Below are 15,282 nucleotides of genomic sequence, written 5' to 3'. Positions count from 1 at the left end.
AAGGGATGGCTAGCCTCGAACAATATCACGCCAAGCGCGATTTCAGGAAAACCGCCGAACCCCCCGGCAAGGTCGCCCGCGGCAAGAAGAGCGAGGCAGGCGGCATCTTCGTCATCCACAAGCACGCCGCGACCAGGCTGCATTACGACCTGCGCCTCGAACATGCCGGTGTGCTGTGGAGCTGGGCGGTGACGCGCGGGCCCAGCCTCGATCCGCACGAGAAACGGCTCGCCGTGCATGTCGAGGACCATCCGATCGACTATGCGCCGTTCGAGGGCACCATTCCCAAGGGCGAATATGGCGCCGGCTCGGTCATCGTCTGGGACGAGGGCACATGGGTGCCCGAGGGCGATCCGGCCAAGGCGATGAAGAAGGGCCATATCAACTTCGAGCTCAACGGCCACAAGCTGCACGGCCGCTGGCACCTGGTGCGGCTGAGACCGCGCCCCGGCGAGAAGCGCGACAACTGGCTGCTGATCAAGTCGGACGATGGCGCGGCGCGCCCGGGCGAGGATATTCTGGAGGAAGCGCCGAAATCGGTGAAGTCGGGCCTGACGATCGAGGAGGTCGGGGCGGGCAAGGCCGCGAAAGGGGAGAAGGCGAAAGTCTGGCACTCCAACAAACCGGCCGCCGAAAAGGCGAAGGCCGGACACGCAAAGCGCCTCGACTTCATCGAGCCGCAACTGGCCACGCTCGAGCGGGAAGCGCCGCCGGGCGAGGACTGGCTGCATGAGGTCAAGTTCGACGGCTATCGCATGCAGGCGCAGATCGCCGGCACGGACGTGCGGCTGCTCACCCGCACCGGCCTCGACTGGACGAAGAAATTCGGCGACGCGATCGTCGCCGAGCTCGCCGGATTGAAATGCAGCGACGCCATCATCGACGGCGAGATCGTCGTGCTGGCCGACAGCGGCGTCTCTTCCTTCGCGCTTTTGCAGGCCGACCTGTCGGCGAAGCGCACGGATCGCTTCATCTACTACGTCTTCGACCTGATGCGGCTGAATGGGCGGGACCTGCGCCGCGAGCCGCTGGTCGAGCGCAAGCAGGCCTTGCAGGAATTGCTGGCCAGCCAGCCGGAGGATTCGGCGGTCCGCTTCAGCGACCATTTCGCCGAGCCCGGCAAGGTGATGCTCGAGCATGCCTGCCGCATGGGACTGGAAGGCGTCGTCTCCAAGCGCGCCGACGCGGTCTACCGAAGCGGGCGCGGGCCGTCCTGGGTGAAGTCGAAATGCACGCTGCGACAGGAGTTCGTCATCGCCGGCTACCTGCCGTCCGACAAGACCGGGCGCGGGCTGCGTTCGCTGCTGCTTGGCTATTTCGAGGCCGGCAAGCTGCACTATGCCGGCCGCGTCGGCACCGGCTTCTCGACCGGCGGCGCCAATGCCCTGAAGAAGAAGCTCGATGCGCTGCAAACGAAGTCGTCGCCCTTCGACAAGGCCGTGCCGAGGGGCAAGGGCCTGGTCTGGGTGAAGCCGGAGCTTGTCGGCGAAGTGGAGTTCCGCAGTTGGACCTCCGACCGTATAGTACGCCACGCCTCGTTCCAGGGGCTGCGCGAGGACAAGCCGGCGGAGGAAGTCGTGCAGGAAAAGCCGAAGGCACCGACAGGCAAAAGCACGGCCCGGGCCAAGCCGGCGTCAAGCGGCGCAACGCCGGCAAGGGCGGCAACCACCACGGTGAAGCTGTCCCACCCAGAAAAGCTGCTGTGGCCCGACGAAAAGATATCCAAGCAGGGGCTGCTCGATCATTACGCGCTGGTGTGGCCGCGCATGAAACAATTCGTGGTCAACCGCCCGCTCAGCCTGGTCAGGGCCCCCGACGGGGTCGGCGGCCAGCGCTTCTTCCAGAAGCATGCCTCGCCAGGCATGCATGACAAGATCGAGAAAACGAGGGATCCCACGGATGGCGAGGAAATCCTGTTTATCCGTGACTTCGACGGCGTCGCGGCACTTGTCCAGCTCGGCGTGGTCGAGATCCACATCTGGGGTTGCACCATCGACGAGCTCGAACGACCTGACCAGATCGTCTTCGATCTCGACCCCGATGAAGGCGTCGACGTGAAGGCGGTGCGGGCGGCGGCACTCGACATAAGGGGCAAGCTTGACGAGCTGTCGCTGCCCAATTTCGTCAAGACGTCGGGTGGCAAGGGCTTTCATGTCGTCGTGCCGCTGAAGCCGTCGGCCAACTGGGAGGAGGTGAAAGGCTTCGCCCATGATTTCGCGCGCGCGCTGGAACAGGGCGCGCCCGACCGCTACACAGCGACGCTGTCCAAGAAGGCGCGCACCGGCAAGATATTCGTCGACTATCTGCGCAATGGCAGCGGCGCGACCACGGTGGCGCCCTACTCGTCGCGGGCCAAGAAGGGTGCCACGGTGTCGATGCCGGTGACCTGGGCCGAGATCGAGGCCGGCCTGCCGCCGAACGCATTCCCCATCGGCGACAAGACGACGCTGAAGCAACTCGCGGAAGCCGATCCGTGGAAGGATTTCTTCAAGAAGGGGAAGGTGTTGAAGCGGGGGTAATCCTGCCCGCATTTGCAGCGCGGCGATCCTTCGCGCCTGTCCCGCCGACGAATCGATGCTGGCAACAGCGCCGATAGCTCAAGCCAAAAACACCTTCTCGAACGCCTGTTTGCCGGGCGGCGAAAAAATCACGGCGCGGCTGTCCTTCTCCCGGCGCGCCCATTTCTCGGTGAGGATCTTGTCGAGGATGGCGGCGCCCAGCGTGCCGGCGAGATGCGAGCGCCGTACGCTCCAGTCGAGGCAGGCGCGGCACACCGGCCGCCGGGCCTTCGCCTCCACATCGATCCCTAGCGCCGCGAAATGCGAGGCGGCCGAAGGCGCCAAGCGGATTTCGCCGTGGTCTCGCAGCAGCAGTCTCCGGTCGATGAGGCGGTCGAGCATCGCCACCGCCTGCTCGCCGGCAAGATGATCGTAGCAGACGCGCGCCACGCGCATCGCCCCGTCGCGCGGGCCCGGCCGCACGCGCCTGGGGCCGATGGTTTCGGCGACGCCGGCGATGGCTTCGATCATTTCAGCCACCTGCGGCCCGGCGAGCCCGTAATAGCGATGCCGGCCCTGGCTTGCCACGGTCAGCAGCCCGCCTTCCATCAGTTTCGACAGATGCGAGGAGGCGGTCGGCATCGAGACGCCGGCCTCAAGCGCCAGTTCGCTTGCCGTCAGCGCCGTGCCGCCCATCAGTGCGTTGAGCATGTTGGCGCGGGCCGGGTCGCCGATCAGGCTGGCGATGCGGGCAATGTCGGGTCCTTCGCGCATAGTTTCATCCCTATCGAAGCATTCTCGCCAGATAATCACTATCCTTCGCTGAGCTCAAGGAGCGCTGATGATGCTCCTGACAGGAAACTGCTTAGCACACCGGCGTGGGCGCCGTTTCGACAGAGATCGAATTATCGATGCGACAAATCCAGGGAGACCGGAATGACCATCACCTGCTTCATCCGCTACGAGATCGATCCGTTCGGCAAGGCCGCGTTCGAGGAATATGCCCGTAACTGGGGCCAGGCCATTCCGCGCTGCGGCGCCGACCTGATCGGCTACTACGCGCCGCATGAAGGCTCGGCCACGACCGCCTATGCGGCCTACAACATAGAAAGCCTGGCTGCCTATGAAGCCTATAGGGCCCGGCTTGCCGCCGACCCGGCCGGCAAGGCAAACTACGAATTCGCCCGCCGGGAAAAATTCATCCTCAAGGAGGACCGCATGTTCCTGAAACTGGCGTCCGGCCCGCACGCGAAGCTGGTGCTGCCGTGATCGCCGTCATCTTCGAGGTCGAGCCGGCCGCGGGCAGGCGCGATGCCTATCTGGACATCGCCGCGCAGTTGCGGCCGCTGCTTGAAAGCATCGATGGCTTCATCTCGGTCGAGCGCTTCCAGAGCCTCGCCAATCCGGACCGCATCCTGTCACTATCGTTCTGGCGCGACGAGGAAGCGGTGAAGGCCTGGCGCAACACGCAAGAACACCGGCAGGCCCAGCAGGCCGGGCGCGGCGGCATCTTTGCCGGTTACCGCCTGCGCATCGCGCACGTCGTGCGCGATTATGGCTTGAGTGAAAGGCAACAGGCGCCGGTGGATAGCCGGGCGGTGAACGGGTAATCGGCAGGTCCTTCCTTCTCCCAAAAAGGGGAGAAGGGATGAACCCTATGCGTTCCCGATCAGCACGCCTGCCGCGAACACCAGCGCGCCGCCGAGCACCACCTGGAAGGCGGCGCGCAGGAAGGGTGTCTGCATGTAGCGGTTCTGGACGAAGGCGATCGCCCAGAGTTCGAAGAACACCACCACGGCGGCAACCGCGGTCGCCGTCCAGAAATGCGGGATTAGGTAGGGCAGCGCATGGCCGAGGCCGCCGAGCGTCGTCATGATGCCCACGGTCAGGCCGCGCTTGACCGGCGAACCGCGGCCCGACAGCTTGCCGTCGTCGGAGGCGACCTCGGTGAAGCCCATCGAGATGCCGGCGCCGATCGAGGCGGCGAGGCCGACGAGAAGCGTCTGCCAGGTGTCGTGCGTGGCAAAGGCGGCGGCGAAGATCGGCGCCAGCGTCGATACCGAACCGTCCATCAGTCCGGCCAGTCCCGGCTGCACATAGGTGAGGATGAACTGGCGCTGCTCGGCCGTCGCCTCCTCGACCTTCACGGTGCCCGGCACGTGCTGCTGCTCCAGCCGCTGCGCCATGCTCTCATGGCTCTGTTCCGCCGCCGCCAGTTCGTCGAGCAGCTTTCTGGTCGAGGCATCGGTGGTGCGCCTGGCCGCCTCGACATAGAACAGGTAGGCCTGCCGCTCCATCGCCTCGGCCTGGCGGCGTACCTGCTCGATGCCGAGCGGTTTGACCAGCCAGTCGGGCTTGCGCTCGTAATAGCCCTTCACATGCTCGCGCCGGATCAGCGGAATGCGCTCCCCGAAACGCCTGCGGAAAAGCTCGATCAGCGCGTCGCGATGACCGTCCTCCTCCTCGGCCATGTCCTCGAACATCTTGGCCGATTGCGGAAAATCCTCCGCCAGCCCATCCGCATAGGCGCGATAGATGCGCCCGTCGTCTTCTTCCGACGAGATGGCAAGCGCCAGGATCTCCTGTTCGGAGAGCGAATCGAAGGAGCGGCGGCCGAAGCCGAAAACACGGGAAAGCATGAGGAAATCACCCTAGTTTAGAATTGTTCTAAACTAAAGTTTGCTGCCGCATCGGTCAATCGTGCGCCTGGGCAGTGGTCAAGATTTGTTGAAGCCGCCATTCGGCGCCGCCTCTTCATTATCGGCAAATGTTCACTTATATGACCAAACTCAAGCCAACAACCGAGGAAGCCGCCGATGACTGCAAAGCCGGACGCCCATCACTTCGACCCGAAACCCGTCCTCGACCTCATAGCCAGCATCGAGGCCGATCTGCAGCGCCTGAAAGGTCTGGTCGAGCAGCAGATCGAGAAGTTCGATCCCGCCAACCCGCACAACAAGACCCTCGACGGCAAGCTGACCGAGGAAGGCGTCGAGTGCTGCTACCGCATGTTCGACGAAGGCAAGTCGCGCTATTCGGTCTCCCAGCAGATGAAGATTTCCTTTGCCGCCGCCACCCATCGCTTCAACGCCTGGCGCAAGGCCGGCGGCAACAAGCGGCAGCGGACGTTGTTGGGGTGAGGGTTGAACTGGACGGACCGGCAGGCAGGTGACTGCCAGCACTGCCGGCCGTCGTGATCCCAAACCTTGTGACGGTTACATTTTTTTGTTGGCCTCGCGCGGCCCTTTGCGTGCACCATGGCCGGACCACATCTTACAGGACCCGCCATGACCACGCCTCCCGGCATCGCCGATATCCACGCCGCCGCCGCCCGGCTCTCCGGCCTTATCGTCGAGACGCCGCTGATCGAATCGCCCGAGCTCAACAGCCGCTTCGGCGGCCGCATCCTGTTCAAGCCGGAAACGCTGCAGCGTACCGGCTCGTTCAAGTTCCGCGGCGCCTACAACAAGCTGTCCTCGCTATCGGCCGAGGAGCGCGGCCGCGGCGTGGTCGCCTTTTCCTCGGGCAATCATGCGCAAGGCGTTGCCGCTTCCGCCGCCATGTTCGGCGTCAGGGCGGTCATCGCCATGCCGTCGGACGCACCGGCCATGAAGATCGGCAATGTCCGCAAGATGGGCGCCGAAGTGGTCGCCTTCGATCGCGTCCGCGAAGACCGCGTGGCCGTGGTTCGGCCTTACGTGGAGAAGGGCATGGTCCTGGTGCCGCCCTATGACGATCCCGCCATCATCGCGGGCCAGGGCACGATCGGCCTCGAACTGCTGCGTCAGGCCAAGGCGCTTGGCGTGAGCCTCGACGCCGTCATCGTTCCCTGTGGCGGCGGCGGGCTGAGCAGCGGGATTTCGATGGCGGTCAAGGACGGTTCGCCCGCCACCGCCGTCTGGGCGGCAGAGCCGGAATTTTTCGACGACACCAGCCGGTCGCTGGCCAAGGGCGCCAGGGTAGCGAACGAGCCCGGCCACACCTCGATCTGCGACGCGCTTCTCGTCGCCGAGCCGGGCGCGCTCACCTTCGAGATCAATCGCAAGACGCTGGCCGGCGGGATTGCCGTCTCGGAGGAGGCGACGAAGCAGGCCATGCGCGACGCCATGGCCCATCTCAAGCTCGTCGTGGAGCCCGGCGGCTGCGTCGGGCTCGCCGCGCTCTCGTCGGGCAGGATCGACTTGGCCGGCAAATGCGTGGCCGTGGTGCTGTCTGGCGGCAATGTCGATTTCGACGCCTATGCCAAGATCATGGCTGCTGCCGCTTGACGCCCGCCCTGCATGGCAGGGCGGGCAGCCTTGTTGTTTCGCAATTCCGGATGGAAACCGCTGCGCACTTTTCCTGGAATTGCCCAGTGCCCGTCAGCTGATGACGGTGCCGTCAGTCGATGACTTTCACGATGCGACGGGTTCCGGGATCGACGAGGACGGTCTGACCGTTGACGACGACATAGCGGTACTGCACATCAGGAACATCGATCGCATGCAGCTCAACAGTGTCCGGCAAGGTCGAGCCGATGGCCAGCTGGACGCCCAGCAGGTCGACCGAGGCGATCGGCTTCTTGTGCACATATTCGCGGATAACGGTCTCCTGCTGCGGCTCGATGATCACGTCCTGAGCAGCGGCGGCACCGATGCCGGCGGCTAGCAGAAGCCCGGCCGCAGTGGCGGAAAGATACAGTCTCATCATTGCCTCCATTGCTGGTCGATAGAGCGCAATACAGTTGCAAGTCTCGGCTCTATCTCGTTGTTTTGGTGGCATTCCGCACCCCGCCAGATGATCCGGCCGGACTCGAGATGCCAAAGGCTTCGCTTGCACTGAGGGGGCCGTCTTGGCCCGCAAGTGGCAGCGGCGAGGCTGATCGACAACGCCGGGGCAGAAGCATGGTTCCAACGGGAGGGTCCAGGGCTCGATGGAACCCTGGACCGCCCCAGCGGCTGTTTTCAGTCCAGCGTGCGGCGGAAGCGGACAAGGGCGACGCCGGCAAACAGCGCCACGAACACCACCAGCCAGCCGATCTCCACGGCCACCGCCGGCAGCTGCGCGCCCTTCAGCATGACGGCACGGGTAATGCGCAGGAAATGCGTCAGGGGAAAGATCTCGCCAAAGATCTGCGCCCAGCCCGGCATGCCGCGATAGGGAAACATGAAACCCGAAAGCATGATCGACGGCAGGAAGAAGAAGAAGGTGAGCTGCAAGGCCTGCATCTGCGTCCGCGCAACGGTCGAGATCGTGTAGCCGAGCAGCACCAGCGACAGCACGAACACCAGCACCGCCGACAAGAGCAGCGTCATCGACCCCGTAAAGGGGATGGCGAACAGAAGCTTCGACGCCGCCAGCACCACCACGACCTGAACCGCGCCGACCGCCAGATAGGGCAGCACCTTGCCCAGCATGATCTCGAGCGGGCTGGACGGCATGGCGAGCAGGTTCTCCATCGTGCCGCGCTCTGTCTCGCGCGTCAGCGCGATCGAGGTCATCATCACCATCGTCATCTGCAGGATGACGCCGAGCAGGCCGGGGACGATGTTGTATTGCGAGATGCCCTCCGGATTGTAGCGCCGGTGCACGACCACATCGAGCTGGCCCCGGGCTGCCTCGGCGGCGGCCTCCTGCATGCCTTGCGCTCGAAGCAGCGCCTGGCCGGCGACGGTGCTGAGCGTCGAGATGGCGCCGCTGGCAACCGCCGGGTCGGTGGCGTCGGCCTCGATCAGGATCTGCGGATTGTCGCCGCGCTCCACCCGCCGCGCGAAATCGGCCGGAATGGTGACGACGAAGGCGACGTCACCGCGCGCCATCAGGAATTCGGCCTCCTCGGCACTTTGCGCCACATGGTCGAAACGGTAGTAGCCGGTGGTCTGCAGTGCCGAGATCATGGCGCGCGTATAGGGATCGCTGCTCGTCGCCACGAGTGCCGCCGGCAGGCTCTTCGGGTCGTTGTTGATGGCGTAGCCGAACAGCACCAGCTGTATCAGCGGCACGCCCAGCATCATGGCGAAGGTGATGCGGTCGCGGCGCATCTGGATGAACTCCTTGATCAGCAGCGCGCCGAGCCGGGCGAAGGAGAAGACCGCGTTCATGCCATGTTGTCCTTCGAGCCGGACATGAACTGGATGAAGACGTCCTCGAGGCTGGTTTCGCCCGGCGCCACCGTCACGCCCTTGTGCTCCTTCTCGACATCGGCCAGCGCCGTCTCCAGCTTCTTCCTGTCGGCTCCCACGACATGCAGCGTCGCGCCGAACGGCGCCACCTGGTCGACGCCCGGCCGGCCTTCGAGCGCTTGCGCCACCTGGTCGAGGCGCGGGCCCTGCAGCACGAAAGTGGTCAGGCCGGCATTCCTGACCACCTCGGCGACGGTGCCCGTCGCCAGCATCTTGCCGTAGGAGATATAGCTGATGCGGTGGCAACGCTCGGCCTCGTCCATGTAGTGGGTGGAGACCAGCACGGTCAGCCCGCCGCTCGCCAGCCGGTGGATCTCGTCCCAGAACTCGCGCCGCGCCTTGGGGTCGACGCCGGCCGTCGGCTCGTCGAGCAGAAGCAGCTTGGGCTTGTGCATGATGCAAGCGGCCAGCGCCAGCCGCTGCTTCCAGCCGCCCGACAGCGTCCCGGCGAGCTGGTTGCGGCGTGTCGTCAGGCCGAGGTCCTCCAGGGTCCTGGCGACATGCTCCTCGACCGGCTTCAGCCGGTAGAGCCGCGCCACGAATTCCAGGTTCTCGCCGATCGTCAGATCCTCGTAGAACGAGAATTTCTGCGTCATGTAGCCGACCTCGCGCTTGATGCGCAGGCTGTCGGTGAGGATGTCGAAACCCAGCACTGTGCCTTCGCCCTCGTCCGGGGTCAGCAGCCCGCACATGATGCGGATGGTGGTGGTCTTGCCCGAGCCGTTGGGGCCGAGGAAGCCGACGATCTCGCCTTCCGCCACCGTCATCGTGACATGGTCGACGACGGTCTTGTCGCCGAAGCGCTTGACCAGGCCGTGCACGTCGATGACGTTCATTTCCCTGAAACCGCCAGCTCGACGTCGACGATCTGGCCCGGCTGCAAGGCGCCGGCGCCGCCCTCCGGCCGCGCCTCGACGAGGTAGACCAGCTTCTGCCGGTTCTCCAGCGAATAGATCACCGGCGGGGTGAATTCCGGATCGGGCGAGACATAGCTGACGCGCGCCTTCACATCCGGGCCGCAACCGTCGCAATGGACGCGGAGCAAGGTGCCGACCTTGACCGAGGAGAAGGCGGCTTCCGGTATATAGACGCTGAGCTTCACCGCGCCGTCGGGCAGCACGGAGATGACGGGCGCGGTCGGACCTGCCGTGTCGCCCGGATTGCGAATGACGTCGCTGACGCGGCCCGGAGAAGGGGCCGCCAGGGTGCGCTTGGATAGCCGCCACGCTGCTTGGTCGAGCGCGGCCTGTGCCTGCTTGACCTGACTTTCGGCGGCCTTGATCGTCTCGGGACGCGCCGGCAGGCCGCCCGCGGCGAGATTGGCCTGCGCCTGTCCGACCTGCGCGTTGGCCGTCTCCAGCGTGGCCGAGGCGGTGTCGTAGTCGGCCTGCGTGCCGGTGCCGCGCTTGAAGAGGTCGGCAGCGCGGTCGTATTTGCGTCTGGCATCGTCAGCCTGCGCCTTGGCCATGTCGACCTGGGCCTTGAGGGCGGCGATTTCTTCCGGCCGCTTGCCTACCTGCAGATCGGCAAGCTGCGCCTGCGCCTGGGCGAGACTTGCCGTGGCCTGTGCGACCGCGATTTTCGCGTCGGCGTTTTCCAGCGTCACGATCGTGGTGCCCGATGTGACGCGATCGCCGCGCTTGACCGCGACGGTCTCGACCTGCGCCACCTCGATCGGCGCCAGCAGCACATAGTCGCCTTCGACATAGCCGACGGCCAGCGGCGAAGCCGGTGCGCAGGCGCCGAAGAGTTGAGCGGCAAGCGGCAGCGAACAAAGAAAGCTCATCGTCTCGATCCCTTCCGGGCGGCCAGTATGGCGCCGAGGTTGTCCGATGTGACGGCCGCCACCTTGGCGGCCTCGGCGGCGCCGATCTCGCGCCAGCCCATTCGGCGCATGACCGCCTCGCGGCCGATGCGGAAATAGATGACCTGTCCGATCAGCGTGAACACGGTGAGCCGGGTCGCCTCGCTCTCGGCCGCCTCGCCGGTCGCCTGTTCCCAGAGCAGGCAGAGGCGCCGATGCGTCGGCTCGAACACGCCGTCATAGATGCGGTCGAGCGCCGCGGTCGGGTGCGAGAGCTCGCGCAGCACGAACTGCACGATCTCACCGGCCTGCGGCTGCGCCACGACGAATGCCACCATCCGCTCCAGCGCGGCGAACAGCTGCGCGCGCGCCGTCTCGGCGTTCGCGATTGCCGGCGCCCGCGTCTCGCCGAGTGCCTGGCCGGCGACCGATTGTATGGTGTCCACGATATGGTCGGCGGCGGCGAGGCGCAGCCCCTCCTTGCTGCCGAAGTGATAGGCGATGGAACCGATATTGGCCTTGGCCTCCGCCGCGATCTCGCGCGTGGAGGTGCCGTCGAAGCCTTGTCGTCCGAACAGCTTGAGCGCCGCGCGGACCAGCGCTTCACGCGTCATCTCCGCAGCGGGCGGCTCACGGCGAGGAGTTCGGGCTTCGGGCGGCTTGATCATGTGGCATACTTTAATCAATCGATTGATTAAAGTCAAATCCGAGTTCGGACATGGCTTGCCATGCCGGCCCGCGCGGGCTTTAGTGCGCGGCCATGGGCAAGGAAGTCGAGCGCAAGTTCCTGGTCTCCGGCACGGCATGGCGGGATCTGGTCGAGACGGACATCCGCATCCTCCAGTTCTATCTCGCCGCCGCGCCAGGACGCACGGTGCGCGTGCGCATCAGCAACGGCGCCTCGGCCAGGTTGACGCTCAAATTCGGCAGCACGGCGCGGGAGCGCGACGAATTCGAATATCCCATTCCGCTGGCCGACGCCGTGGAGATGCTCGGCTTCGCCATCGGGCGTGTCATCGAGAAGACACGTCATCATGTTAGGCATGGCGGCTATCTCTACGAAGTCGATGTCTTCGGCGGCGCGCTGGCGGGGCTTGTGATGGCCGAACTCGAAACGCCGGACGATGTTCCGGATGAAATGCTGCCAGACTGGCTCGGCCGCGAAGTGACTGGCGAACAGAAATTCTACAACGCGTCGCTCGCCCTCGGGGGGATTCCGGAGATCGCCGCATGAGCTTTCGCATCGATCCGCGCCTGCCGCTGACCGGCGAGGTCAGGCGTATCCTGGCCGAGGAAATCGGCAAGGCGCTTGCTCATCTCGACATGGCGCGTGACAGGCCGGAACAGGGACTGCACAAATCCCGCAAACGACTGAAGAGCGTGCGTGCCTTGTTGCGTCTGGTTCGTTCCGGTGACGAAACATTCTGCCGCACGGAGAATGAATGTTACAGGCAGGTCTCGGCATTGCTCGCCGGACCGCGCGAGGCGACCGCCTTGATCGAGACGATCGACCGCCTGGCCGACACCTTTCCGGGGCAAAGCGCCGGTCACGGCCTCGGCCCCGCCCGCGATCGCCTGGTGATGCGCCAGCACGCGCTTCATGCCGGCGCCGGTCTCGACGCGGCCATAAAAGCTGCCATCGCCGCCTGCCAGGAGGGCCTCGAACGCGTCGACAGGCTGTCCTTGCCGGACCAGCCGGAGCAGGCCGCCGACATTCTGGCGGAGGGCGCCCGCGCCACATTGCGGCGCGCGCGCAAAGCACTGGACAAGGCGGCCTCGAGCGGCGGGGCCGAGGATTTCCACGACCTGCGCAAGGCGGCCAAGACCCACAGCATGCATCTGTCGCTGCTCGGCCGCCTGTGGCCGACGCCAATCAAGGCTCGTCGCAAGGCGGTCGACAAGCTCGCAGAGCAACTCGGCGAACTGCACGACGTCTTCGTCATGCGCGCGATGCTGGAGGCCGGCGGCGAGCCGCTTGGGCCGCCCGGGGATACGAAACTCCTTGGCAAACTCCTGAAGCATTCCGAAAAGAGCCTGAGGAAGTCCTGCCTTGCCGAGGCGGCCGAACTGTTCGGCGACAGTCCCAGGCGCTCGACGAAGAAGCTGGCCCGCAAGGCGCGCGACGATCTTGCCGGCGCTCCGCCCGCGGAGGAATTGGCGGCGAGGTGACGCAACGGCATTCATCGCCGGTCATGCCGGCATTGGCCGTGTATGGCTCGCCGGGAGGGGCTGGCCCTTCATTCGCGCACCGGCATCGGTACCGACGGCAAGTCGATCCTCTATATCCCGCTGATGAACGAGGGCGAAGTCGCGGCGCTGAAGCTGGATTGAGAAGATTTTCGGAGCCGGCCGCACGAGAGCCTTTGCCACATGGGCCGGGCGGATCTAAAACCAGCCGCCATGAGGATGGTCGTCCGCCGCCCGCTCGCTCGTTCGGAACTGCCGCACGATACGGCCGCTCTCGCGCGCTATCTCATCGGCAAGATCGTGGTCCGGGAATTGCCCGAAGGCATTGCCAGCGGCCGCATCGTCGAGACCGAGGCGTATGTCGCCGGCGATGCTGCCGGGCACGGCTTCAGGGGAATGACCCCGCGCAATCGCTCGCTGTTCCTCGAGCGCGGGCATGCCTATGTCTATCTCGCCTACGGCATCTCATACATGCTGAATGTCTCGAGCGAGATGCCCGGCATCGGAACCGGCGTCCTGATCAGGGCACTGGAGCCGCTCGACGGCATTCCGATCATGCAGCTCAATCGCGGCATCGAGCGCCTGCGTGACCTGGCGCGAGGACCGGGAAGGCTCGCCATGGCGTTGCGGATCGACCGTTCGCTCGACGGGCTCGATCTTTGCCGGGAAGGCCCTCTATGGCTTGCAAGCGATGGCCGCGACCCCGGCGAAATCGGGCAGAGCGTTCGGATCGGCATTTCGAAGGATGCCGACCGCCTGCTGCGATTTTACGTCCGGGGAAGTCCGTTTGTCAGCGGTTCACGATCGCTCAACCCATGAGAGGTGCTTCCCGGCGCGTTGAAAGGAAGATGAATGCAAGCTACTGCGCTGCCCTTTTTCCCTCCAACTGCGCCTGCGCTGCCCGGATCGAGGCGGCGTAGGTCACCAGCGGGCGCTTGAGGCCGTGGTTGATCAGCGTGCGTCTTGTCTGCGGCGAAGCGCCAGATATGACAAAGCGCACGCCGGCGCGCCTGGCCTTGTGCGCCGCACCCTCGATGACATTGGCCGCGGTCGAATCGAAGAACGGCACCGCCGAGCAGTCGAGGATGAAGTTCTTGCGCTGGTCGGCGATGCGGTCGAGCACCGCGCCGACGGTCGAAGCGGCGCCGAAGAAGAATGCGCCGGAGATGCGGTAGACGACGGTGTTGGCGTCGGTCGCGTCCCTGGAATCATAGACGCTCTTGCGGTCGGCGACGTCCTCAGGCACCAGCGTCTGGTCGGCCTCGACGGCGATGGATTTCGCCATGCGGTCGATGAACAGGATCGAGCCCAGCGCGAATCCGACAACGATGCCTTCGGTCAAGTCGCGGAAGACCACGATCAGGAAGGTGGCCATCAGCACCAGCGCATCGCCGCGCGAGGCGCGCAGCAGCGTGGCGAAAGCCTGCTTCTCGAACATGTTCCAGCACACCACCGCCAGCACGCCGGCGAGGGCGGAGAGCGGGATGTAGCTGGCGAGCGGCGCTGCCGCCAGCATCAGGACGAGCAGGATCATGGAGTGGATCATGCCCGAAACCGGCCCGTGCGCGCCGGCCCGCACATTGGTGGCGGTACGGGCAATGGTGCCGGTGGTGCAGATGCCGCCGAACAGGGCCGAGGCGATGTTGGCGAAGCCTTGCGCCACCAGTTCGCAGTTGGAGCGGTGCCGGCGGCCGGTCATGCCGTCGGCGACGACGGCCGACAGCAAGGATTCGATGGCGCCCAGCAACGCGAAGGCGATGGCGTCCGGCAGCACGTCGATCATCCTGTCGAGGCTGACGGGGGGAAGCGCCGGCCATTGCAGGCTGCGCGGGATTCCGCCAAAGCGCGTGCCGATCGTCTCGGCCGGCAGCGCAAACAGCGCCACCGCGAGCGACGCCAGACCGATGGCGATCAACATCGCCGGCCATTTCGGCCGCCAGTGCTTCAGGAAAGCGATGGTTGCGATTGTCAGCACCGCCACGAAGGTCGCCGCGAGATTGATCGTGCCGGCCGCCTCGCCGATCGCCGTCAGCTTCGGCACCAGCGGGCCTGGCTCCTTGCCGGCGAGCTTCAGCCCGAACAGTTCGACGATCTGGCCCGAGAAGATGATGACGGCGATACCGGCGGTAAAGCCGACCGTCACCGGATAGGGAATGAACTTTATGTAGGTGCCGAGCCGCAGGTAGCCGATGGCGATGAGAAAGATGCCGGCCATCATCGTCGCCAGCAACAGCCCGTCCACGCCGACCCGCGCGACCGTCGCCGCCACCAGCACGATGAAGGCGCCCGCGGGGCCGCCGATCTGGAAACGGCTGCCGCCGAACGCCGAGATGATGAAGCCGCCGATGATCGATGTGTAGAGCCCGCGCTCCGGCGTCACCCCTGATGCGATGGCGATTGCCATCGACAGCGGCAAGGCGACGATGGCGACGGTCAGCCCGGCAATGGCATCGGCCCTGAGATGTTCGAGCCTGTAGCCTTCGCGCCAGACCGTCACCAGTTTCGGTGTGAACAGTTCGGAAAAAGTCGGCTTTGCCGGCCCATGGGTCGGTTTGTGCGCGCTTTCGTTGAGTGTCTGCCCGATCTCGTCCATGGACTGCCTTCCGCACCTGAAAGGCGGCGGGATCGTCGG

Annotated in this window: 16 protein-coding genes; 8 read left to right on the top strand and 8 right to left on the bottom strand. The window is 65.4% G+C overall.

Going from position 1 to position 15,282, the window contains the following annotated elements; all coding sequences use genetic code 11:
- The first annotated feature begins 5 nt into the window (after positions 1-5).
- Positions 6-2,519: a DNA ligase D gene (gene ligD / locus FJ973_RS01910; RefSeq protein ID WP_140554712.1), complete on the top strand. Its 2,514-nt coding sequence runs from the start codon at positions 6-8 to the stop codon at positions 2,517-2,519.
- A gap of 78 nt (positions 2,520-2,597) precedes the next feature.
- Here ligD and FJ973_RS01905 read toward each other — a convergent pair whose 3' ends face one another.
- Complete coding sequence (locus tag FJ973_RS01905) at positions 2,598-3,272, bottom strand: winged helix-turn-helix domain-containing protein (protein WP_140554711.1); 675 nt, start codon at positions 3,270-3,272, stop codon at positions 2,598-2,600.
- Between the two features lie 162 nt (positions 3,273-3,434).
- Between FJ973_RS01905 and FJ973_RS01900 the strand changes: the two genes are divergently transcribed.
- Both FJ973_RS01900 and FJ973_RS01895 read left to right on the top strand, forming a co-directional pair.
- The gene (locus tag FJ973_RS01900; RefSeq protein ID WP_140491782.1) at positions 3,435-3,767 is read left to right on the top strand and encodes an NIPSNAP family protein; all 333 of its coding nucleotides are present in this window, start codon (positions 3,435-3,437) and stop codon (positions 3,765-3,767) included.
- Positions 3,764-4,108, top strand: coding sequence for an antibiotic biosynthesis monooxygenase (locus FJ973_RS01895; protein WP_140554710.1), 345 nt, complete (start codon positions 3,764-3,766; stop codon positions 4,106-4,108). Before FJ973_RS01900 ends, FJ973_RS01895 begins: the two co-directional genes overlap by 4 nt.
- Positions 4,109-4,153: 45 nt before the next feature.
- On the opposite strand, the gene mbfA is transcribed toward FJ973_RS01895, so the two are convergent.
- Entirely contained in the window at positions 4,154-5,137 is a 984-nt protein-coding gene (gene mbfA / locus FJ973_RS01890) for an iron exporter MbfA (RefSeq protein WP_140491779.1), read from the bottom strand.
- A 177-nt stretch (positions 5,138-5,314) separates the two neighbouring features.
- On the opposite strand from mbfA, the gene FJ973_RS01885 reads away from it, so the two are divergent.
- A complete protein-coding gene (locus FJ973_RS01885; protein WP_140514141.1) occupies positions 5,315-5,638 on the top strand; it encodes a hypothetical protein in 324 nt (107 codons plus the stop codon).
- Positions 5,639-5,785: 147 nt separating this feature from the next.
- On the top strand, positions 5,786-6,766 hold the full coding sequence (locus FJ973_RS01880) for a threonine/serine dehydratase (RefSeq protein ID WP_140554709.1): 981 nt from the start codon (positions 5,786-5,788) through the stop codon (positions 6,764-6,766).
- A 112-nt stretch (positions 6,767-6,878) separates the two neighbouring features.
- Here FJ973_RS01880 and FJ973_RS01875 read toward each other — a convergent pair whose 3' ends face one another.
- The 5 genes from FJ973_RS01875 to FJ973_RS01855 form a co-directional block, all read right to left on the bottom strand.
- On the bottom strand, positions 6,879-7,184 hold the full coding sequence (locus FJ973_RS01875; protein WP_140491773.1) for a DUF1236 domain-containing protein: 306 nt from the start codon (positions 7,182-7,184) through the stop codon (positions 6,879-6,881).
- A gap of 257 nt (positions 7,185-7,441) precedes the next feature.
- Positions 7,442-8,578 carry an ABC transporter permease gene (locus FJ973_RS01870; RefSeq protein ID WP_140524408.1) on the bottom strand — a complete coding sequence of 379 codons (1,137 nt, stop codon included), beginning with the start codon at positions 8,576-8,578 and terminating at the stop codon, positions 7,442-7,444.
- Complete coding sequence (locus FJ973_RS01865; protein WP_140524406.1) at positions 8,575-9,495, bottom strand: ABC transporter ATP-binding protein; 921 nt, start codon at positions 9,493-9,495, stop codon at positions 8,575-8,577. The genes FJ973_RS01870 and FJ973_RS01865 overlap by 4 nt, the downstream gene beginning before the upstream one ends.
- Positions 9,492-10,445 (bottom strand): HlyD family efflux transporter periplasmic adaptor subunit, encoded by a 954-nt coding sequence (locus FJ973_RS01860; RefSeq protein ID WP_140491767.1) that lies wholly within the window; start codon positions 10,443-10,445, stop codon positions 9,492-9,494. The genes FJ973_RS01865 and FJ973_RS01860 overlap by 4 nt, the downstream gene beginning before the upstream one ends.
- Positions 10,442-11,131: a CerR family C-terminal domain-containing protein gene (locus FJ973_RS01855; protein ID WP_140554708.1), complete on the bottom strand. Its 690-nt coding sequence runs from the start codon at positions 11,129-11,131 to the stop codon at positions 10,442-10,444. The genes FJ973_RS01860 and FJ973_RS01855 overlap by 4 nt, the downstream gene beginning before the upstream one ends.
- A gap of 92 nt (positions 11,132-11,223) precedes the next feature.
- Between FJ973_RS01855 and FJ973_RS01850 the strand changes: the two genes are divergently transcribed.
- From FJ973_RS01850 to FJ973_RS01840, 3 genes are all read left to right on the top strand, one after another.
- The gene (locus tag FJ973_RS01850) at positions 11,224-11,697 is read left to right on the top strand and encodes a CYTH domain-containing protein (protein WP_140514144.1); all 474 of its coding nucleotides are present in this window, start codon (positions 11,224-11,226) and stop codon (positions 11,695-11,697) included.
- The gene (locus FJ973_RS01845) at positions 11,694-12,632 is read left to right on the top strand and encodes a CHAD domain-containing protein (RefSeq protein WP_140554707.1); all 939 of its coding nucleotides are present in this window, start codon (positions 11,694-11,696) and stop codon (positions 12,630-12,632) included. Before FJ973_RS01850 ends, FJ973_RS01845 begins: the two co-directional genes overlap by 4 nt.
- 237 nt (positions 12,633-12,869) lie before the next feature.
- Positions 12,870-13,469, top strand: coding sequence for a DNA-3-methyladenine glycosylase (locus FJ973_RS01840; RefSeq protein ID WP_140493453.1), 600 nt, complete (start codon positions 12,870-12,872; stop codon positions 13,467-13,469).
- 40 nt (positions 13,470-13,509) lie between these two features.
- Here FJ973_RS01840 and FJ973_RS01835 read toward each other — a convergent pair whose 3' ends face one another.
- Positions 13,510-15,243: a SulP family inorganic anion transporter gene (locus tag FJ973_RS01835; protein ID WP_140554706.1), complete on the bottom strand. Its 1,734-nt coding sequence runs from the start codon at positions 15,241-15,243 to the stop codon at positions 13,510-13,512.
- Positions 15,244-15,282: the final 39 nt, after the last annotated feature.

It is taken from the genome of Mesorhizobium sp. B2-1-3 (genome assembly GCF_006442495.1).
Classification (GTDB): Bacteria; Pseudomonadota; Alphaproteobacteria; order Rhizobiales; family Rhizobiaceae; genus Mesorhizobium.
The sequence above is the reverse complement of the archived record's forward strand: the minus strand, read 5'-3'. Positions and strand labels throughout refer to the sequence as shown.